The organism is Desulfovectis peckii, assembly GCF_055391705.1.
This window is the reverse complement of sequence record NZ_AP042409.1, coordinates 346,021-365,997: the sequence shown is the minus strand read 5'-3', so window position 1 is coordinate 365,997 and position 19,977 is coordinate 346,021. Positions and strand designations below refer to the sequence as shown.

20 protein-coding genes are annotated in these 19,977 nt (G+C 41.8%); 8 read left to right on the top strand and 12 right to left on the bottom strand.

All coding sequences use genetic code 11. From position 1 onward, the window contains the following. The first annotated feature begins 207 nt into the window (after nt 1–207). Nucleotides 208–1,899, top strand: a complete 1,692-nt coding sequence (locus ACZ5NG_RS01875; protein ID WP_464252319.1) for an MEDS domain-containing protein — start codon at nt 208–210, stop codon at nt 1,897–1,899. Nucleotides 1,900–1,977: 78 nt separating this feature from the next. Here the strand turns inward: ACZ5NG_RS01875 and ACZ5NG_RS01870 are convergent, their stop codons facing one another. The 3 genes from ACZ5NG_RS01870 to ACZ5NG_RS01860 form a co-directional block, all read right to left on the bottom strand. Then, nucleotides 1,978–2,319: a hypothetical protein gene (locus tag ACZ5NG_RS01870; protein WP_464252318.1), complete on the bottom strand. Its 342-nt coding sequence runs from the start codon at nt 2,317–2,319 to the stop codon at nt 1,978–1,980. Between the two features lie 14 nt (nt 2,320–2,333). Then, nucleotides 2,334–3,092 carry a DnaD domain protein gene (locus ACZ5NG_RS01865; protein WP_464252317.1) on the bottom strand — a complete coding sequence of 253 codons (759 nt, stop codon included), beginning with the start codon at nt 3,090–3,092 and terminating at the stop codon, nt 2,334–2,336. Nucleotides 3,093–3,181: 89 nt separating this feature from the next. Further along, entirely contained in the window at nt 3,182–3,676 is a 495-nt protein-coding gene (locus ACZ5NG_RS01860; protein ID WP_464252316.1) for a hypothetical protein, read from the bottom strand. 177 nt (nt 3,677–3,853) lie between these two features. Between ACZ5NG_RS01860 and ACZ5NG_RS01855 the strand changes: the two genes are divergently transcribed. The 6 genes from ACZ5NG_RS01855 (at nt 3,854) to ACZ5NG_RS01830 (ending at nt 8,960) form a co-directional block, all read left to right on the top strand. Beyond that, nucleotides 3,854–4,354, top strand: a complete 501-nt coding sequence (locus ACZ5NG_RS01855) for a helix-turn-helix domain-containing protein (RefSeq protein ID WP_464252315.1) — start codon at nt 3,854–3,856, stop codon at nt 4,352–4,354. 224 nt (nt 4,355–4,578) lie between these two features. Beyond that, nucleotides 4,579–5,064, top strand: coding sequence for an ImmA/IrrE family metallo-endopeptidase (locus tag ACZ5NG_RS01850; protein WP_464252314.1), 486 nt, complete (start codon nt 4,579–4,581; stop codon nt 5,062–5,064). A 314-nt stretch (nt 5,065–5,378) separates the two neighbouring features. Beyond that, nucleotides 5,379–5,759, top strand: a complete 381-nt coding sequence (locus tag ACZ5NG_RS01845; protein WP_464252313.1) for a GntR family transcriptional regulator — start codon at nt 5,379–5,381, stop codon at nt 5,757–5,759. Next, the gene (locus ACZ5NG_RS01840) at nt 5,740–6,609 is read left to right on the top strand and encodes an ATP-binding cassette domain-containing protein (protein ID WP_464252312.1); all 870 of its coding nucleotides are present in this window, start codon (nt 5,740–5,742) and stop codon (nt 6,607–6,609) included. The genes ACZ5NG_RS01845 and ACZ5NG_RS01840 overlap by 20 nt, the downstream gene beginning before the upstream one ends. Then, nucleotides 6,602–7,402, top strand: coding sequence for a hypothetical protein (locus ACZ5NG_RS01835; protein ID WP_464252311.1), 801 nt, complete (start codon nt 6,602–6,604; stop codon nt 7,400–7,402). The genes ACZ5NG_RS01840 and ACZ5NG_RS01835 overlap by 8 nt, the downstream gene beginning before the upstream one ends. Nucleotides 7,403–8,114: 712 nt before the next feature. Beyond that, nucleotides 8,115–8,960, top strand: coding sequence for an SPFH domain-containing protein (locus tag ACZ5NG_RS01830; protein ID WP_464252310.1), 846 nt, complete (start codon nt 8,115–8,117; stop codon nt 8,958–8,960). Nucleotides 8,961–9,311: 351 nt separating this feature from the next. Here ACZ5NG_RS01830 and trxB read toward each other — a convergent pair whose 3' ends face one another. The 9 genes from trxB to ACZ5NG_RS01785 form a co-directional block, all read right to left on the bottom strand. Continuing rightward, nucleotides 9,312–10,526 (bottom strand): thioredoxin-disulfide reductase, encoded by a 1,215-nt coding sequence (trxB, locus tag ACZ5NG_RS01825; protein ID WP_464252309.1) that lies wholly within the window; start codon nt 10,524–10,526, stop codon nt 9,312–9,314. Nucleotides 10,527–10,555: 29 nt separating this feature from the next. Then, nucleotides 10,556–10,879: a thioredoxin family protein gene (locus ACZ5NG_RS01820; protein ID WP_464252308.1), complete on the bottom strand. Its 324-nt coding sequence runs from the start codon at nt 10,877–10,879 to the stop codon at nt 10,556–10,558. A 50-nt stretch (nt 10,880–10,929) separates the two neighbouring features. After that, the gene (locus ACZ5NG_RS01815; protein WP_464252307.1) at nt 10,930–12,813 is read right to left on the bottom strand and encodes an aryl-sulfate sulfotransferase; all 1,884 of its coding nucleotides are present in this window, start codon (nt 12,811–12,813) and stop codon (nt 10,930–10,932) included. Between the two features lie 131 nt (nt 12,814–12,944). Beyond that, entirely contained in the window at nt 12,945–13,661 is a 717-nt protein-coding gene (locus tag ACZ5NG_RS01810) for a Crp/Fnr family transcriptional regulator (protein ID WP_464252306.1), read from the bottom strand. A 223-nt stretch (nt 13,662–13,884) separates the two neighbouring features. Then, the gene (locus ACZ5NG_RS01805) at nt 13,885–15,387 is read right to left on the bottom strand and encodes an SLC13 family permease (protein ID WP_464252305.1); all 1,503 of its coding nucleotides are present in this window, start codon (nt 15,385–15,387) and stop codon (nt 13,885–13,887) included. Between the two features lie 459 nt (nt 15,388–15,846). Next, complete coding sequence (locus ACZ5NG_RS01800) at nt 15,847–16,770, bottom strand: GerMN domain-containing protein (protein ID WP_464252304.1); 924 nt, start codon at nt 16,768–16,770, stop codon at nt 15,847–15,849. 121 nt (nt 16,771–16,891) lie between these two features. Further along, on the bottom strand, nt 16,892–18,289 hold the full coding sequence (locus ACZ5NG_RS01795; RefSeq protein ID WP_464252303.1) for a sensor histidine kinase: 1,398 nt from the start codon (nt 18,287–18,289) through the stop codon (nt 16,892–16,894). Continuing rightward, nucleotides 18,286–18,963: a response regulator gene (locus tag ACZ5NG_RS01790; RefSeq protein WP_464253095.1), complete on the bottom strand. Its 678-nt coding sequence runs from the start codon at nt 18,961–18,963 to the stop codon at nt 18,286–18,288. Before ACZ5NG_RS01790 ends, ACZ5NG_RS01795 begins: the two co-directional genes overlap by 4 nt. Nucleotides 18,964–19,005: 42 nt before the next feature. Next, a complete protein-coding gene (locus ACZ5NG_RS01785; protein WP_464252302.1) occupies nt 19,006–19,452 on the bottom strand; it encodes a GreA/GreB family elongation factor in 447 nt (148 codons plus the stop codon). Between the two features lie 235 nt (nt 19,453–19,687). On the opposite strand from ACZ5NG_RS01785, the gene ACZ5NG_RS01780 reads away from it, so the two are divergent. Then, nucleotides 19,688–19,843, top strand: coding sequence for a DUF1540 domain-containing protein (locus ACZ5NG_RS01780; RefSeq protein ID WP_464252301.1), 156 nt, complete (start codon nt 19,688–19,690; stop codon nt 19,841–19,843). Nucleotides 19,844–19,977: the final 134 nt, after the last annotated feature.

Here is a 19,977-nt window from a genome sequence, read left to right as displayed (position 1 = left end):
CGGGGCTGTCAATATCTATTTTAATGTAAAACATGGGCGAATAGAGTATATGGTCAAGTTAGCTTTTAATATCTGACAATTTGTAGGATTTTGAATTTTTAAAAGGGGCTGGTATTTTTTTACTATCTGAGTGAAGGAAAATTTAACCGGATAAAGAATATTAATACACATTGCAGTATCCGATACTGGTAAGAGGTGGTGGTTAAGTTGTCGTTAGCATTTATGCCACAAAAAGAACCCAAAAAGACTATTCATTCAAGGGTAGCTGTTACAAACAGTATCGAATTAATGAGCGGAGCACACATTATTTACTTGTACAAAAACAAAGAGCCGTACTTAAATAATGCCCTTTCATTTATCTCTACCGGCTTGGATTTGCAGCACGCAGTAGTCTTTATAGACACAAACGACAATATCCAAGTTATTTTAAAAAGGCTTAAAGATAAAGGTCATAAGCAAGAAGAATTAGAAAACCTTGTTTTTTTAGATGCCAAGGAATATTATACAACCCATAAAATATTTAATGCCACTACTGTTTATAATACTTTTTTAAATGCTGTGGAGCCATTTTTAAAGAAAGGTTTACCTGTTCGCATCTGGGGTAATGTTCTTTGGACCGGTCAGCATGACATGTTAGAAGCATTAGCACTATACGAGCATCGCGCCGACAGTGTAATAACAGATACTGAATGCTTTACCATTTGTGCTTATAATGCCAATAAACTGCCGGCAAACTTTCTGCTGGAACTGATGAAATGCCATCCATATATGATGACCGACACCGACCTTTTTACATCAAGTTTATACCGTAAAAACCATAATACGCCGGCCGTATTTATCCAAGAAAATCTTGGCGAAGCATTAAAAGCCAGTGAATTACGTATTCATAATATTTTAAGGGATGCTGATATCGGGGTTGCTCTGATCAGTAAGTATGGCAAAATATGTGAATGTAATAGCAAGTTTGCAGATATACTGGGCTATAGTGTAACAGAGTTGTGTACGATGAATCTTTTTGACTGTACACACCCCACTGACAAAGAGCAAAGTAAAAAACATTTCACACAGTTGATCAAAGGAGAATCAAAAAACTACAAAACCGAAAATCGCTTTATTCGCCAAGACGGAGAAGTAATATGGGTTAGTGTCAATCTGCTTACTGACGAACGCCGCCGGTTCATTATTATGTTGTTTGAAGATATTACTGAACGCAAAAAAATGGAACAACAACTGTATCGTTTAGAAAATCTTAACACCATCGGTAAGTTGGCAGCCGGCATCAGTCATGAAATCAGAAACCCGCTGACAACGATCAGAGGCTTTCTACAAATGCTTAGCAACAAAAAAGAGTATGCCACGGATAAAAATATTTTCCACTTGATGATCAGTGAACTGGATCGCGCAAATTCAATAATCACTGAATTTCTTTCCCTCAGCAGAAATAAACCCAGTGAATTAAAAATGCAAAGCCTAAACAATATAATTGAAACCCTGGCCCCTTTACTGCAAGCGGATGCTCTGGAAATGAATAAATATATTGCCTTTCAACTTAGTGATATCCCGGATCTACCGTTAAACGACAAAGAAATTCGCCAAGTTATTCTTAATTTGGTGCGCAACGGGTTGGAAGCAATGGAATCCAAGGGCAAAATTACGATATGCACCAGGGTTGAAGATCGGCAAGTAATCTTAAGCATATCCGACGAAGGCCCCGGTATACCGGCCGACCTGTTGGATAAAATCGGCACTCCCTTTTTTACCACCAAGGAAAACGGTACCGGCTTAGGCTTAGCAATTTGTTACAGCATTATTGAACGGCATAACGGAAAAATAGAAATAGATACCGGAAGCAACGGCACTACCTTTAGCATTGTTTTTCCGCACCCTAAATGTAGTTAGTAACTTGTTTGGTTTAATTGCCTGCAAGGGAACACACTTAACTGTTTTGTTTTCGCTAATCAGCAGGCCGGGAAACATTTACCGAATGATTCCCGCTCTTTTTAACTCATAAAACTTTAAGCGGCAGGAGTTGCGGCTTCTTTTCAGACGACTGGCTGCCTGAGGCAGTTTTTTAGCAGAACCGCCGGTAATTGCGGCCAGTGTGTAAAGCTCTTCATTGGTCCAGCTGTTAACTCGGCGGCGGCGGTTGTATTTTTTTATTCGCTGCCAAAGCTCAGCGTCTATCACAACAGGGGTTAAATTACCGCCACCGCAAGCAGTTTTGTCCACCCGCGGCCCTAAAGCCTCGGCAGCCCATAACTTTTTTAGGTTGTTGGTCAGCACCCTACCGCTCACAATATCCACTTTGATTAAATCCACGGCGGCACCTCCCTTTAGCTCATTAACAGTAAGTTAAATATTTTTTGCTGCTCTTCATCAAGGGGCGGTTGTTCCGGTTTTTGAAGGGTTCTGCCCGCATAAAACTGCCTGTCCAGTACAGCCACGTCGTTTAACGTGCGCACGTTATTTTTTTGCCAATGGCCAAGAATAGAGGCAATGTAGCTAAAGGTGGTTTTGCCGCGCCTTACCGCTCGCCTTACCGCTTCGATAATCAACTCGTCAGTCAGTTGCTCTTGACTTACCCACTGCTTAATGCGTTCAACTTCCGGCGGTGATAAAGGGCGACCCAATTCCTTTTCTAAAAGGGCAAAAATATTTGTCAGGCGCGCATTATGATCATACACATCATTATTTTCTAGTTTTAGTTTATGTTTATATAATGTGCCCCCCTCGCTGTCCCAACTGTGCCCCTTATGCTGCCCTTTTTGTTGCCCCTGTTGTTGCCCCTCCTGTTGCCCATTTTGAACAATCGGAATTATTTCATACCAACCGGCTTGATTTGCGCGTCCTGACTTTTTGTATTTTATGCGGCCTTTTTGAATCAAAAGTTGGCGGGCTCTCTCAAATTGCTTGCGGCTTAACCCGGCTTTAACTTGTAGCATTCCGTTTGAAACGGTAAACTGCCTCTGCCATCCAGTCTTGTTGCAAACAGCCATCAATTCATGCCATAATGCAACTGCACTGGCAGGCAGCGGGTTTACTTCCTTCCATTCGTTAAATGCTAAAATCTCAGCCAAGTAATTGATTGCCATTTATAAAACACCACCTGTAATTCTTAAATAGTGTGGCTGACAAAACACAGCACCACCAACCCGTGTAAAAACCGGCCAATTGATGGGGTTTATTGCCGCGGCAAGTCTTCGGCATCTTGGGTAAACAAGCCGCTTAGCGAGGCAATGGTGAGCACGGCATCCACTTGTGCTCTTTTTTTGGCCATTTTTAAGCAAGTGTTGGCCAAACTAAAGGCATCTTGACGGGCATATTTTCTTTCTTTAGTGTTGCAGTGACCTACCCCTTCAGTGAGCAGCAAACCGTTTTTAGATAGCACACACTTAACGGTATAAGCAAAAAAACCGCTGCTGTAATCCTGGGTTTTTTCCAGCACTTGGTATTCTGATGACACTCCCAGCAGCATCAAAATTTTTTCTGCACCGGGCTTTAAAAGCGTTGGCTTGCTTGTCCCCGGAACTGCCCCAAAATCGCGGCCGGGCTGCAGGGTTTTTTGAATGATCGTTTGAAATTGAATAATCTTATCAAGTGCTTTAGGCACCTGGGTAACGTTGATGTTTTCAATTAGTGAAAGCAAATTGGTTTCTTGAGGGTTTTTTTCCGGCATTTTGTTTACCTCCTTAGATTATTCTTGTTTTTTACTTTCAATACGCGAGCAAATTTTAACTACATTTTATTTGCAACGTGCGAGCGTGTCAAGTATTTTTTAAATACTTTTTCACTATTTGCAAGCAAAGTTTGTTCTGCTCACTAGTTGTGCTATGATGAAATTAGGTGATAAATTATGGATTTACCGATACTGGCAAGGCGATTAAGAAAACTGCGGGAAAAAACCGCACTCAGCCAAAGAGAAATGGCCAAGAGGTTAAACATGGCTCCCAGCACATTGGCCATGTACGAAACAGGCAAACGGGCGCCGGACTACCACGTGCTGCAAAGGCTGGCCGATTTTTTTAACGTTACCGTTGATTATTTGATCGGCCGCTCTGAAGCTTTAGAAATTGATCTGCTGGATGCTTTGGAGGATCAAGACACCAAAATTAAAGTCGGCGACAAACCGCTCACGCCGGAGCAGCGGGTTGCCCTGCTGGAACAGCTGGACGATAGCGAACAAAATCGCCTCGATCCGGAAGTAAAAGAACTTATGCGTGACATTCAGGCCTTCTTCCGTGCCCACCCCAATATGTCGGCTCAGGCCAAACAGGAAACGCTGGAAGATTTAGCGGAATATTTTAAGTGGCGCATGGAACAACGAAAAAGAAAAGAAAAAAGAGAACAATCTTAACCCGGCACAAGGCATTGTTACGGAAAAACCGATAGGCGGCTTTACCCAGACAGTGCCCTACATACCTTTGATGCTGATCCAAAAAAGGGCTGTCTCCCGACGGGCAATTAGCTCGTTGGGCTGCAGCCCCTTTGTTTTAATATTTACCGAACATTTGTTTGGTTTTTAACAGGAAATTTCTTTTTGATGTGGAATAATTTAATAAAATTTTGGGGAGGAGAGCAATGTCACCGGAACTGTTGGCAGCCAAATTTATAAACCAATATCGGCAATTTGCCGAACGCCCAATGTTGGTAGTAACTTTCATATTAAGAGATTACCATATTGCGGTAGATAATTGGCCCTTTAGGCACATTTCCGGCATGCTTTGGAAGGAAGGCGGTCAGTGGAGGATCGTAATCAATAAAAACGACAGCAAAGCCCGCCGCTACTTTTCTTTGGCCCATGAGCTCTACCATTACTTTGCCCATCGGCACTTAAAAAAGCAGTTTACCTGTTTTAACATCGGCGGCGGGGCCACCGGTAAATTAGAGCGCGACGCCAACAAGTTTGCCGCCGAGCTGTTAATGCCCAAAGAACTGGTAGCCCACATGCTCGCAAATTACTCACCGGCCATTGCCGCCAAAATACTGGGCGTTTCCATGCAAGCTATGGAATACAGAATAAAAGAATTAAACTTTAAAGGTAAATACAAAATTAACTCGTTATAAAAATAAAAACCGGGCATTATTGCCCGGAAAAACGGATGTATTAGTTTCAGCACCGCTATTTTACCACATTAATATTAAAGCATTGTTAAAATTTTATATAATTTGTCGAATACGTGTTTTTATCCAAATTTTTACTTTTTCCTTTCCTCTTCACCCCACATACCTCTTTTAATAAAGTAAGCACCCATTATAGGCCGGAATATATTGCCTCTTGACAAATTATCCCCCTACTTATACACTTATACACACATGTGTATAACCGGATAACCGAATACCTACTGCAGTTAAGGTGGTGAAGTGCGACGACTAAACTGTTGAGCGGCAACAAACCCCTTTATCTACAAATCCGCGAAGAAATCGAAGAGCAGATTGTGAAAAACCTACTGCCGGAAGGAGAACAAGTCCCTTCTACCAATCAATTGGTAAATTTTTATAAAGTTAATCACCAAACGGTGGCCAAGGGGATTAACCAACTCGTAGATGAAGGAATTCTTTTTAAAAAAAGAGGTGTAGGCATGTTTGTGGCCAAAGGCGCCCGCGAAAAGCTGCTGAATAAACGGAAACGGGATTTTGTGCAAAACTATATTGTCAGTTTAGTGGAAGAAGCAAACATATTAGGCTTATCGGAAGAAGATATTTTGCGCTTAATTAAACAAGTGAAGGGACGGGAAACTAATGACCAGAGTGGAAGTTAATAACCTCTCTTTAATGTATAACCGCGTTGTCGCCCTAAAAGATATTTCCTTTACCCTGGAAGACGGCAAAGTTTACGGACTGTTGGGCAGAAACGGGGCGGGAAAAACCTCACTGCTTTCTTTGCTTGCTTCCTTTCGCCAACCAAGCAAAGGTACAGTGAAAATTGACGGAGAAGTGCCTTTTGAAAATGCCGCCATTATGCAAAAAGTAGCTTTTATATATGGTAAAGATTATACTACTGAAGACGAAAAGGTAAAGGGCTTGCTTGAATTTACCGCCCGCTATCGGCCTAACTACGATGCCGAGTACGCCCGCTATTTGGTAAACCGCTTTCAACTGCCCTTGGATAAACCGGTTAACAAGTTATCCAAAGGCATGCAATCTGCGTTAAATGTCACTATAGGTCTTGCGGCGCGCACTCCGATAACCATTTTTGATGAAGCCTATCTAGGCATGGATGCCCCAACCAGGGAAATTTTTTATCAAGAATTGCTGGAAGAGCAAGCCCGCCACCCCCGGCTGATGATTATTTCCACCCACTTGGTTTCGGAAATGGATTATTTGTTTGATGAAGTGCTGATTATCCACCGGGGCAAACTGTTACTGCATCTGCCTTATGAAGAATTAATCTCTCGGGGAGCGACCATAACCGGCGAAGCATCTGCAGTGGAACGGTTTACCGGCGGCATGAAAGTACTAAATGAGCAGCGGTTGGGAAACACCAAAGCGGTTACTGTTTACGGACAGCTAAGGGAGCAGCAAATAGAACAGGCGCGGTTATTGGGCTTGGATATCGGACCGGTTTCGCTGCAGGATTTATTTATATATTTAACCGGGGAGGATGAATAACTTGCGAGCAGTGTCAAACACACCAAAAGTGGCGGTGGATATGTTTTATGAACAAATGCAGTGGACACGGTGGTATCTGGGCGTTATTTTAGTAATTCACATTATAGAAGTATTTTTTAAGGCAACGCGCGGAGGTGAAGTAAGCAGTTTTTTCGTCAGCGTGGCTATTTCCAGCAGTAATATCTATATGCTGGTCATCGGCATTATTGCCGGCTTGTTCTTTTTACCTTACTATGTTCAAAACGGCGTCACCCGCAAAGATCAGTTCTATGGCGCTGCAATAGCAATGCTGGGGCTGGCGGCTGCCATAACCCTAATTTCCTTAATAGTGTCGTTAATTGAAGTATCCCTTGTGAAAATCTTTAACCTGCCGGTTGTTTTTGAAAGTATTAGCGGTAACTTGGCAGAAACCGACGCCGAAAATAATTTACTTGCCGCCATTATTTTCTTTATTGTTTTAGCGCCCTTTGTATCCCCGGACATGAACTTGTTACTGTCTATGTTATTGGTTATTTTAAATATGGTTTTCTATTACCTGATGGGCTGGCTGATCACTGCCGCTTTCTATCGCTATAACCGGAAGATAGGCTTTGCCTACATTGCCCTTACGATTTTGCTTTTCTTCATTAAAGGGGTTCTTTGGGGTGACGCCGAAGGATTACTGGCCGCTTGGCCGGGTATACAAATCGGCGAACCCCATATCGCGGTATCATTTGGCGGTACCATTGCCTTAATCTGTATTGGTTTATGGATCCTTCGCCTGCTCACCCGGGATGTGAGTATTAGGATGTGATTTTTGAGTATAGAAACGTTGTGTTCACTGCCTCCAGGGACGGGCCAAAGGCGGCGCTACCATTTAATATATGGGCGGTTCCCATGCTCCGTCAAGAAACCGCCCTTAGGCCGCCAAGGCATTTGACCTTATGCTTTCGATTAGCCGGCGCATTCAAAATAGCATTGCTAACGGAGGATTAGCGCCGAGGACTGTTTGAGGAGCTTTGCTCCGAGTTCACTTTCATCTGATTAAAAATTCAGGATGAAAGTACACTGCCGCCCGGCGCCCGGAGGCGGCATCGCTCGTTCATTTATATGTGCCGGCGTATTTGCGCAGGTAAATCCTTGGCGGCCCAAAAGTAACGTTGCAATCATGAAAACGGGCAGGAGCTGTTCCTATATATTAGCGCCATGTTTGTTGTTAAAGGAAAAAATTACCTTTAAACATAAGCGAAACATTTAAAGCCTGGTATCATCGTAATCGGTTAAAGTATGGTATGATATTGATATAACTTCTCTAATTAGCAAATAAGACAGTGAAGCTATTTTAAATTTTCTGTCGGTATTATCTTCCCTGCTTCCTTTTTCTTTAAGTTTTTATACTCCGTAAGAACGTGCCTTATTTAAGTTACCCTTTTTGGCTACCTTCCCTCTATTGGTTTTCCCCTTTATTTTTAACTGAGTAGTTAGATAGATAAATAAATTAATTTAAAAGAAAGGAAGGTTTTTATATGAGTGAGTTTTATGCCTTTAAGTTTAACGGTTTCTTAGCATTAATACTTTTTTTGGCTATGTTGGGCGTCAGTGCTTGGGCCTTTTTAGCGCAGCAGATTTTTTTGAGCATTGTTATTTTACTTGCCGCACTTGTTTTGGCCAGTGGAATTAAAATTGTTAAGCCCAATGAAGCCAAGGTGCTGCTGTTCTTTGGTAAGTATTTGGGTACTGTTATTGACAGCGGCATTTGGTTTACTGTGCCGCTGACAATTTCTAACAAGGTTTCATTAAAGGTACGTAATTTTAACAGCGCAAAGTTAAAGGTCAATGACATTGAGGGCAACCCTATTGAAATTGCAGCGGTAGTGGTCTTTAAAGTAGTAGATACCGCCAAAGCGGTGTTTGATGTAGATAATTATGAGGAATTTGTAGAAATTCAATCCGAAACGGCATTGCGACATGTAGCCGCAAGGTATCCTTATGATAATTATGAAAATGACGGTTATTCTTTAAGGGGAAATAGCGAGGAAATAGCGGCAGAAATTGTTAAAGAGCTGCAAAACCGTTTAGAAGTAGCCGGGGTAAAGGTAATTGAAGCCCGGATAACGCACCTGGCCTATGCCACTGAAATCGCCAGTGCAATGCTGCAGCGTCAGCAAGCCAATGCTATTTTAGCCGCTCGGCAAAAAATTGTGGAAGGTGCCGTTGGGATGGCACAAATGGCTATAGAAACCTTGCAGCAAAACGGTACGGTGGAACTGGATGCAGAACGCAAAGCGGCCATGATTAACAATTTGCTGGTGGCGATAGTATCCGACAATTCCGCCCAACCGGTGATTAATACGGGCAATTTAAATCAGTAATGTTCTTAGGCCGCCAAGGCATTTGACCTTATGCTTTCGATTAGCCGGCGCATTCAAAATAGCATTGCTAACGAAGGATTAGCGCCGAGGACTGTTTGAGGAGCTTTGCTCCGAGTTCACTTTCATCTGATTAAAAATTCAGGATGAAAGTACAGGCCGCCCGGCGCCCGGAGGCGGCGTCGCTCGTTCATTTATATGTGCCGGCGTATTTGCGCAGGTAAATCCTTGGCGGCCTAAAAGCAACATTACATTTACAAGAACGGGCAGGGGTAGAACTCCCCTACAGCTAAAAAGCAAAAGCACCGCGTCAGTTCGCGGTGCTTTTTGCTTTTTGCATCCTTTGCGGTTTTATTAACTTAGCTGCGCTTTTAATTTATCCTTATCCTGAACGCAGTCTAAGCGTTTTATTACTTCCCCTTTATCTATAACCACGACAGACGGTGCCTGGTCTACATTGTACTTTCTAGCCAAAGTCTTTTTCCGGTCAAGGTCAACTTTCACTATTTTATATTCTTCACCGGATTCTTGATTAACTTCTTCCAGTAAAGTAGCAAATTCTAAACTTGCGTTATTTTGAGCGCTGAAGAACAGTAGCAATACTTTTTTATCGCTTTCTAAAACATTTGCTCTAAAGTCGTTTAACTCTTCAATGTAGCGCTCGGCAGCCACTGCCGCTGTCGCTCCGTCACCGGCAGCGGAAACAACTTGTCTTAGATACTTAACCCGGTTATCACCGACGGCATAAACACCTTCAATGTTGGTTTCCATCAGCTCATTTACCGGAATATAGCCCCTTTTGTCCATTTCTATACCGCTGTTTTTGAGGAAACCGGTGGACGGAACCATACCAACGAAGAAGAATACACCTTGACAATCTAATCTGGAGGATTCGCCGGTTTTTAAATTCTTAAGTATTACCCCTTCAACGCTATCTTCGCCTAGAACCCTTTCAACGGTAGAGTTCCAAACAAATTCCATCTTTTCATTTTTAAAGGCTTTTTCTGCGCTTATTTTATTGCAGTCTAAAATGCCTTCGTCATGGAGAACAATGACCGTAACTTTGCGGGCAAATTTGGTAATGAACATGCCTTCTTCAATGGCCTGATCGCCGCTGCCCACTACCACTACGTGTTCACCTTCAAAGAACTCGGCATCGCAGGTAGCGCAATAAGCCACCCCGCTGCCCCGCAGCTCTCTTTCGCCCGGTATATTTAACAGTCTCGGCTCACTGCCGCAGGCAATAATTACGGCTTTTGCAGAAAATTCCTTGCCTTTTTTGGTTCTAACTATTTTTTCTTCTTGGGAAAAATCCACATCTACTACGGTATCTTTAAGAAACTCTACCCCAAAGCTTTCGGCATGCTTTTTGAAGTCTTTCATTAAATCCGCACCGGATACTTTTTGGTAGCCGGGGTAATTAACTATTTCCCTGGTATTGTTGACCTGGCCCCCTACGGTGCCCTTGTTGATTACCAGTGTTTTAAGTTTTGCTCTTCCTCCATAGATGGCGGCGGTGAGGCCGGCAGGCCCCCCGCCAATGATTAGCAAATCATAGCTTTCGGCCATTAGCTGTCACTGCCTTTCTTTATACTTATCTATCCGAGAATTTCTGCGATTTTGTCTTCTATGTCTTCTTCTTCAACCTGGCCGGCCAATTTACCTTGATATCCTCCCTCGCTAAAGAAGAGGATTTGCGGTACGCCTTTAAGCGAGAAGCTCTGGTATAAAGCTTTTTCTTCTTCTACATCTACGTAGTAAAAGCCAAATTTACCTTCGTACTGGGGTGCCATTTCCTCCAGGATGGGCACTACCGATTTACATACATGACAAGTTTTTCTGGTGAAAATTACCAAACAATTTTCTTCGTTATCGTAGATTTTTTCTTTAAAAGCCTGGGAATCCAGCTTTTCTAAGGACACGTTTTCACCCCTTTTGGTGTAAAAATGTAATATTTAGTATTGAGCAGTAGTTAAAACTTTACGGAACACTTGGTGTCGTATCTTAAGTTATCGATATTCAAGTAGACATCAAATTCACCGGACAAGCCTTCTCTGCTGACATAGAATTGAACATCGTTATCGCTTTGTTCTTCAAAGGAAACACAGGCTGCGGTAATGTCATGAACGTCAGTTGGTACTAAATAGAACTTGGAACCTGTTTCACCCTTTAATTCTAAGAATACTTGTGAGCCTTCTCTGAATTTTCCTCTTAATGCCAATCTGTCTTCTTCCATAACTAAAGATATGTTATGTTTTGCCGGAACTTCTTCATTTGCGTCTTTGAATTTAACCGGTAAAGCAAACTCAGGTGTTACGCCAAAGCTACCCAAAAATTCCCCTTTACCCAGTTCTAACTTAGTTTTTTCATCATATAAAGAAAGTCTTCTTGCCCGGTAGTAGTTGCCGCCTTTTACATTTAGCTCGAACTTAACTTCATCATTGAGTATTTCAACGGTAGTTGATTCTAAAGTTAAGTGAATGTGCTCATCTTTATATTTGTTTAGCAGCATTGCTCCCAATTCGTCAGTGTGTTTACCCCGGTAAGTGGCAATTCCGCCGGAATGGATCATGTAATGTCCTTCACCATAGTAGTCAACGTTGCAAATATACGGGGAATAAAATTCTGCCCCTCTTTCTTTACCATACTGCCAAACCTGTTCGATTTCCATTTTTTCGGTATCGATTCGGTAAATTACCCCTCTGGAGAAGTTCTTTTCCGGTGGAACTCTTTTTTCTTCAGTTTTGGCTCTGTAAGTACCGTTATCGAAGAGGAATACGTCTCCGTTGGGTAAAATCATGGCTGAATGCTGTTCGTATTGCCAGTCAAAATCACCTTTGGTGACATTTTTAAAGAAGTATTTTTGCCATTCTTCTCCCCAGCCTTCGGGATCACCGATAATCCAATTTAACTTGCCGGTATCGTAATCAATGTTGATTACAGCATCCTTGTGTCTGCCGGACAGGGTAATAGAGTTGGTGGCCTTGTCGTACCAAACAGAGTTGTTATGGAACCAGTCATGGTAATTCCAGTCTCCGGCATTACCGCCTTCTCTGGGCAGGATATTTTTCAGATCCCAGCTTTTAACTATTTCGCCGGTTTTTCGATCGATTTCTACAATGAAATCTTCTACGGAATCGTTAAAGTCGTTATCAGAGCAAGCCAAAATATTGCCGTTTTCTAATTCAATAGCATCATGGTGGTAGCCGCCGGGAAGTCTGTATTCTTTGTAAATTTTACCGCAAGGGTCAATTTCCATCAGGCCAATTGTGTAGTAAGGCTTTTGCATAGATCTATATGAAGTTACCAGCAGTCTGCCGTTGGCCAGTTTTTTAATATCCCAGCTGGCTTTTTCAAGACTTACCCATCTTATATCGCCGTTTAAATCATAAGCACAGGTTTTAGCCGAATCAATTAAAGGAGTGGTTGAAGATAAAAACATCAGATCGTTGCCAAAATATTCGTAAGTGGTATTGCAGTAATGGGCCCGGTTGATATCTAACTCTTCGGTTTCAATTTTTACTTCCGCAGTTTTGCCGTTATCCAGTTTTAGAATTACAGTGTTTACATAGTTGTCATAAAGGCCGTAAATTGGTAAGATATGTTCTGTAGCTTTTGGGAAGGTGTGTTTAATATCGGCTTCTTTGGTTTTTCCTTTGACAGTTATTTCGACAGCTGTTTCCTCTTCGGTGTTAAAACAAATAACCGCGGCCAATGGATTGATTAAGTAAGGGTTTTTTACAACCAAGGGATTTTCCAAAGTGTAATTTCCGTTTCTGAATTCGTTGAGATACTTTTGCTCCGACTCGTACTGCAAAGTGATTAAGTGCTTTTGAGTTTCTAAGTACTTTCTCAAGACATTTCACTCCTTGAAAATTATTAATTTCACTTGCACTAATTATATAAATTTTTGCTTTGTTTAAATGTAACGGAAATTACAATCTGGCCGCTAAAAATTACTTTTTTAACAAAAAAATATTATTCAGTTTATTTAGATAATTCTTTTAAATCCTCCGGTTTAAGTATTATCAACTTTTCATATTTATCATCAATAAACCCCAGTTTTTTTAGGTAATTTATATTTTTGGTCACCGTAACACGATGCACGCCCAACATATTGGCCAATTCTTCATGGGTAATATTAATTGTAATGGGCTGGGATTTTTTGTTTTTTGAGCTCTCATAACAAAATATACTGTAAAGAATTCTGGCTAAACTTTGTAGGGTACTGTTTTTGGATAAATCTTGGATTTGATAAGCCATTATTCTGGCTATAATAGCCTGGCTGCGACAAATAAATAAAGTGAGATCAAAATCTTTCTTCATCAGCTCAAGCATTTTATCTTTGGAAAAAAAGTATAATTCACAATCTTCTAAGGCAATAACCTCAATAATTCCCGGCTGGCGGTGAAATATAAACTGTTCGCCAAAAATAGTCTTTTCTTCTTTGATGTAAATGGTTTTTACAGAACCGTCTTTGGTCAATAAATTACCTTTAACCCTGCCTTTTTTGATAAAAAATAAACCTTGAGCGTTATCTTCAATTCTTAAAATATAATCCCCACGTTTAACTAACTTTCTGCTACCTTCGTTTAAATATCGATCCCAAACCTGGCTATCCATAGCCTCGCTTTTTTGGGTAATTTCTCCAAAATAAATAGATTGAGTAACAAATTCATCTAACTCATTTCTCTTATTATCCATCCACACCACCCTTACCATTTTTATCCTAATTTTATAGTATTGCCTGTAAACAGTTCAATAGAAAGTTTGCCCCTTTTGTCGTTAAATACGAGTCTTTGGCGTATAGTTTACTGCAGCAATAGCCAACTCATTCCTTTTTTAAGCTTTCTAAAAAATAAAAGGCTGAAGTGCTACGAACCAAACAGTTCGTTGTGCTTCAGCCCGGTAACAATTTTAATTGATATTAAAATAGCAATGCAGCCAGTTTGTAACCAACTGTAGCACATAGAACTACACCGATTACAATAATGGGGGTACCCATTTTTATTATCGCACCGAAATCAATTAGATCACGGCGGGCATGCATCATACCGGCATAAGGAGAAGCCGCCGGTGTGAGAATGGCAAAGAAAGCTAAATATGTGATTAACATCATTAGGGCCACAGGTTCTATAGCCGGGTATTGGCTTGAAAAAGCCATCACAATCGGTATCAGAATTACTACCATCCCTGCGTTGTTGGCAACGTTGGTTACTAAGGCAATGAAAACAAGCAGCAAAGCAATAAAGATGATTTCAGGCCTGTCCCCTAATAGCGGCTGAAGCACTTGCAGCAACCATTCCTTGATGCCGGTAGCGTCATTTGATACCGCATTGGCACCGTACAAGGCGGCCACTACAAGGAAGTACACATCCCAGGAGAAGTTTTTGACCGCAACCTCGCCAAAGGGCAAAGCCGGTTTCCCATCTACGTGAATAATCATCAAAACTACTACAAACATAAAAGTTATGCCTAAAACACCCATGCTGTTTAACAGGTTAGTAATTGCCCAAGTTTTCGGCAAGAAGCTGGGTGCCAAAAGTAAGATAACATAGGCGAAGATACTGAAAAAGAACAACTTTTGCCGCATATTCATCGGAGGCAGAGGATTTTTCTTAAACTGTTCCGCATTAATATTTTTTAAAGCCGAAAGATCAGGCTTGAAAACAAATTTAAGCAACAGCATAAATACGGTTATTACCGCCAGAGACAATACTAAGTTTAACAATACATAAGCCAAGTAGTTAACCTCAATTCCGGTTACCGCTTGGAAAGTACCGACACATACCAGTGCCGCACCCTTAAAGGGAAACATCGGTTGGCCCAATGTGGCCGCCAGATATACACCGAAAATAGCTATACCGTATACTTTTTGGTTTCTGTCTACACCAAACTCTTGCATAAGCTCAACTGCTATCGGCCACAGAATAAACAGGCTGGCAATCGGATCGGTCAAGCCGCTTAGGAAATATGAAGCCAGAAAGAATATAAACAAGAATGCGTAAGGTCGGCCGTTAATGATTTTACGGGTTACAAACCACCGGGCCATGTACTGGGTACAGCCGGCATATTCCACACCGCCAAAAAATATCATAGACAATAACATGAGAACGACAATGTCTGCACCAAAAGCGCCCCTGGCAACTTCGCTTAGGGGGGCAAAACCGCTCATTGCCATAAGAAAGAGTCCTAAAATGCTGGGCCAAATACTGTTAACCGTAGACCATAAATATACCATGCCGACAAAAATTGCCAGTACGTGCATCCCCACTTCAGTAATCGGTTCAATAGGAGGCAGCATAGGAAAACCTACCATAAAACCGATACCGATGGCACTATGAATATACTTCATTACATGAGGCGAAACCTTTTTTTTCTCACTTAAAGCTGCAGTAGTGTTTTTTACCTCTAAGCTAGCTTCCGACATTTTTTTACCTCCTTTTTAAAATACACATGTATAAAAGCATCACTTAATGGACATAATTTCACATTTTAATTTAAAAGTAGCAAGCACTCCCTTCTTAATCTCGTTTATTTTTATGTAAAACATTAAATTAAGTTGAAATAACAATCACATTAATTTCTAATATCAATATTAAAAGAGTTTTGCACTTACGCTTGTTAGTGAAATCGTTTACAGTTATGATACAACAGGAAATTAAAATTGATTTGTAATCTATATTACAATCTTGTGAATTTATTTTTTTATTTTGTCGATATATTGCCACAAGCCTGCCCATTGTCGCTAATACAATGTTTCTTTTAGCGGAACGGTTAAGACCGTGCTCTACAATTTATCGGTTTGTCCAACTGTCCGGCAAAATAAAAAAAGCTGCCGCGCTAGGAACCTTTAGTTTGTAGCGCGACAGCCTTAATATCATTTTATTTACTTATTCATCGTCACCGAATTGATCACCCAAATGCCCTCAGGGCCTTGCTTGTCAGGTTGGATCAGCTGAATAATATACTCTTCACCGTTATGCGTAGCCAGTACTTTGGCAACTGCCTTACCGTCTGTTCCGCCCTGTTCTTCCTTGCTGATTAATTCAAAAGTGTCTTTGCGCGGATCAAAGCCAAATTTAGCACCGGCTTCTTTTGCCGTCTGGAGTGGATCTAACCGCCAAAGCTGCTGGTTTTGTTCTACATTTTTTTGAATTTCCCGCACCTTATCTTCATCCGGCGATACGGTACTTAAGGAAATTTCCCCGCTGGAAACCAGCCGCCAATCAGGGCTAATTGGTTCAATGGTATCCAAATGCCCTACCAGGGTTTCCTGCTTTTCTCCTTCAACTAAAAACTGTACTTTTTCAATATCTTCACCTAAATCCGCCAATGTATTAACTACGGAATAAACCGTCATTATTTCCCCGGTGCTTCCGCCCCAATGCTTAGTTTGTATCTCTTTGGAAAAGTTAACGTAAGCTACCCCGTCAGTTACCTGCAATGACAAGAGCTTAGTTTGCGGCGGAATGGTAGGGTTTAATTCTTTATCTTCCGGGCCTTTGATTAATTCTTCAACCACTGCTTCCGCCAAGGGTTTCCCTTCAAGGGTTATTTCCCTTACTTCCGGTTTTAAGTATGCAGCATCTTGATCGGCAAAGTACAGCTTTACCGATTCAACTTGGGTTTGCGGTTTTGAACTAATCGGCGGTTGATTTGGCGCGTTATTTTCATTTTCTGCTTGTCTGGTGCAGCCGGTGCTAACCAACAACAGCATTGCCAGCAGAAGAACAATAATCATTATAGCAGCTTGGGCAGGGGTAAAGTATATGCGTTCATTTTGTGATTCCCTTGTTTTTGAGTGCGGCATATTAAAAGGCCTCCTCTGATTTTATCTTGCTGTAATTATAGCGACAACTTATTACAGCAAAATAAAATTTTGTTACAAAAATGTTAAGAGCTTGGAAAAAACAAGGGTTTTTATGCTTAATTTAGTTAGGCGGCAAAATAATGGTGAATACCGTCCCCTTCCCAAGTGCGCTTTGCACATCGATAGTGCCACCTAAAAAAGCAACCCCCTGCTTTACAATTGCCAGGCCCAAGCCGGTGCCGCCGGTTTCCCGGGAGCGGGCTTTGTCTACCCGGTAAAAACGTTCAAAGATATGGGGCAGGTCTTCCGGCGGAATACCTTCACCGTTATCGGCAACCTGCAGCAGGAGCTTTTCCCCTTCAATGTGGGCTAAAACCTGTACTTCGCCATTTTCCGGCGTATATTTAATGGCGTTATCCACTAAGTTTAATAAAATTAAGCTTAAGACGTTTTTATCTACCGCCCAGGCAAGGTTTTCCTGTACGCTGGCAGTAAGAATAATGCCCTTATCTTGAGCTTGTTTTTTTACTAAGCTCAGTACTTGCTCAATAATGACATCAATGTATTCGATTTGCTTATGCACAATAACGTTTTCCGCTTCCATATGCGACATTTGCAGCAAATCATGCACCAAACGGTTTAAGCGGTTAACTTCATCGTTGATATCAGTTAAATACTCTCTATACACCTCTACATTTTTTTCATCACTGTAAATTAAAGATTCCGCCAAAGCCTTGATTGAAGACAGCGGTGATTTCAATTCATGGGAGGCGTTGGCAATAAAGTCACGGCGGGAACGATCAACCGTCATTAGCTTTTCAGCCATGGTGTTGAAAGCTTTTGCCAACTGGCCAAGTTCATCTTGGCTGCGCACCGACACTTTTTGCTTTAAATGACCCTGGGCAATCCGTTTAACGGCAGCAGTCAGTTCCTGCACCGGGCGGGTAAACTTCTCGGCCAGCCAAAAGGCAAATATACCGGCTAAAACCGAGCCAATTAGCGATAAAATCAACATCCGCTTGAGTACTTGGTGTAGCGCTACCGCAATATCGGAAATATCCGTGGAAAGCATTACTGCACCAATTACTTCTTTTTCTTTTGTTACCGGTACTGCTATATACATTACCCATTCGTTGGGTGAAATAAGGTGTTCACCGGCGGCGGTTTTTCCTGCTAAGGCCGACAGTACTTCCGGGTGTGATAGCTTGCGTCCGCTGACCCAATCTTCGTTAAATGAATCACTCAGCACCAATCCCTCTGCATCGAGTATCAGTATCCGGGCACCAACTTGTTTACCGTAATCCCGTATAGCATCCGTTGCCAGCGCCATCTTATCTTGAATGATAACATCAGCGGCATAAGTGCTCACCACACTGGCGTGAATTTGATAGGCTTGCTGGCGCTCTTGCAAGTAGTGCGAGCGCAGCGTGCTGTAAGCAAACCAATCGGCCAACAGCATTGTGGCCACAATAAATATTAAGTATGTACCGGCCAGTTTCCAGCGGATACTTGATTTCATCGGCGGTACTCCTTAAAGTAATAGCCTACGCCCCACTTGGTAAGTACATATTCAGGGTGACGGGGATCCTTTTCCAGTTTTTCCCGCAAGCGGCGCACATGGACATCAACGGTGCGCAAATCGCCAAAATAATCTGCTCCCCATATTACTTCCAGCAAATTATCGCGGGTGTAAACCCGCCCGGGGTTTTGGGCCAATAAATTCAATAATTCAAATTCTTTAGCGGTAAGTTCGATTTCTTCACTGCCCCGAATTACTTTGCGCTTAGGTATATCGATTAACAATTCACCAATTTGCAGCTTATCGGTTGGTTTTTTCTGCTCGGTTTTTGAGCTGCGGCGCAAAACCGCTTTAATCCGGGCAATTAGTTCGCGAGTGTTAAAAGGCTTAGTCATGTAATCGTCGGCACCTAATTCTAAACCGACAATTTTATCAACATCTTCCCCCTTTGCGGTTAACATGACAATGGGAACATCGCTTTTTTTTCTAATTTCCCGACAAACCTCCAAGCCGCTTTTTTTAGGCAGCATAATATCAAGTATAATTAAATCTACCGCTTCTTTGTTAAATACCGTGAGGGCTTCTTCGCCGTCATAAGCCACCAGCGTGTGGTAGCCGTCTTGTTCCAAACTGCGCTTTAACCCCTTAACCATTAATTTTTCATCATCGACAATTAGAATTGTTGCCAGCTGCTTTACCCCCTATCTTTTGTAACGCTACGTAAACGGATATTTAACTGATCGTATCAGATAATCAAAATCTCCACCCGGCGCGTTAACATGGACTTTATCACCCGGTTTTTTCAACAGCAACTCTTTGCCCAGCGGTGAGATACAGGATACATCGTCAGTTTGCACTTCGTTATCTATTGGGGAAACAATGCGGAATTTAAATAATTCCTGAGTTTCTGTATCCAATAATTCCACTTCACTGTTTATTATAACAAATGGCAGGCTGTTGTCTCCATCTTCCGTTACGCTGGCATTTTTAAGCAAATTGTCGATATGCATGATGTAGTTTTCCAACTTTTCTTTAATTTCTTCGCGTTCCCTAGAGGGTTCGGGAAAGAACTCCTCTAAAATTCGCTCTTTGCGTTCATCGGTATTGGTAATGCTTTTAACAATTTGATCAAAAACCGGTTTGGTTAGAACAACTTTTTTCATGTTCATTATGCCTCCTTTAGCCATTAAATGGGAAAATTAAATATAAAAAACAGATAGGCATTTCGCGCCCACGAAATGCCTATCCCTTTTATATATCAGTTTATCCTTTTATACATTGATTGTCAATATTGGCTTATGCTTCCAATAGCCCACTGCCTCATCCTGATAACGAAATAGGGCAGAATATTTTTATGTTAAAATTGGCAAAATAGCGGATGTAAAGGAGGTGATTTTGATGCCACAATCTATCAAGTGCAAGGTAACTGAATGTCAATATAACCGCAATGTAACCTGTGACGCACCAATGATTGAAGTAGATCGCAACAACACCAGTTCCGCTAAAAATTCTGGAGAAACCCAATGCCAAACCTTTAGACCTTCCATGAGCTAACATCTTACCCAGGGGGGGCTGTTGCACAAGGAGGAATAGGCGCGCAGTGCAGCAGCCCTTTTTTATCGGTCGGTTATTGGGGCCCCATTCTCATTAATGCCTGTTTCCTTGGCGGTACGGTCAAAACCGTCCCT

Coding starts and splice junctions, on each gene's coding strand:
- ACZ5NG_RS01805 (WP_464252305.1), bottom strand. CDS start 15,387: ATGTCGGAAGCTAGCTTAGAGGTAAAAAACACTACTGCAGCTTTAAGT.
- ACZ5NG_RS01855 (WP_464252315.1), top strand. CDS start 3,854: ATGGATTTACCGATACTGGCAAGGCGATTAAGAAAACTGCGGGAAAAA.
- ACZ5NG_RS01810 (WP_464252306.1), bottom strand. CDS start 13,661: ATGGATAATAAGAGAAATGAGTTAGATGAATTTGTTACTCAATCTATT.
- ACZ5NG_RS01860 (WP_464252316.1), bottom strand. CDS start 3,676: ATGCCGGAAAAAAACCCTCAAGAAACCAATTTGCTTTCACTAATTGAA.
- ACZ5NG_RS01840 (WP_464252312.1), top strand. CDS start 5,740: ATGACCAGAGTGGAAGTTAATAACCTCTCTTTAATGTATAACCGCGTT.
- ACZ5NG_RS01830 (WP_464252310.1), top strand. CDS start 8,115: ATGAGTGAGTTTTATGCCTTTAAGTTTAACGGTTTCTTAGCATTAATA.
- ACZ5NG_RS01835 (WP_464252311.1), top strand. CDS start 6,602: ATGAATAACTTGCGAGCAGTGTCAAACACACCAAAAGTGGCGGTGGAT.
- ACZ5NG_RS01850 (WP_464252314.1), top strand. CDS start 4,579: ATGTCACCGGAACTGTTGGCAGCCAAATTTATAAACCAATATCGGCAA.
- ACZ5NG_RS01795 (WP_464252303.1), bottom strand. CDS start 18,289: ATGAAATCAAGTATCCGCTGGAAACTGGCCGGTACATACTTAATATTT.
- trxB (WP_464252309.1), bottom strand. CDS start 10,526: ATGGCCGAAAGCTATGATTTGCTAATCATTGGCGGGGGGCCTGCCGGC.
- ACZ5NG_RS01785 (WP_464252302.1), bottom strand. CDS start 19,452: ATGAAAAAAGTTGTTCTAACCAAACCGGTTTTTGATCAAATTGTTAAA.
- ACZ5NG_RS01865 (WP_464252317.1), bottom strand. CDS start 3,092: ATGGCAATCAATTACTTGGCTGAGATTTTAGCATTTAACGAATGGAAG.
- ACZ5NG_RS01800 (WP_464252304.1), bottom strand. CDS start 16,770: ATGCCGCACTCAAAAACAAGGGAATCACAAAATGAACGCATATACTTT.
- ACZ5NG_RS01780 (WP_464252301.1), top strand. CDS start 19,688: ATGCCACAATCTATCAAGTGCAAGGTAACTGAATGTCAATATAACCGC.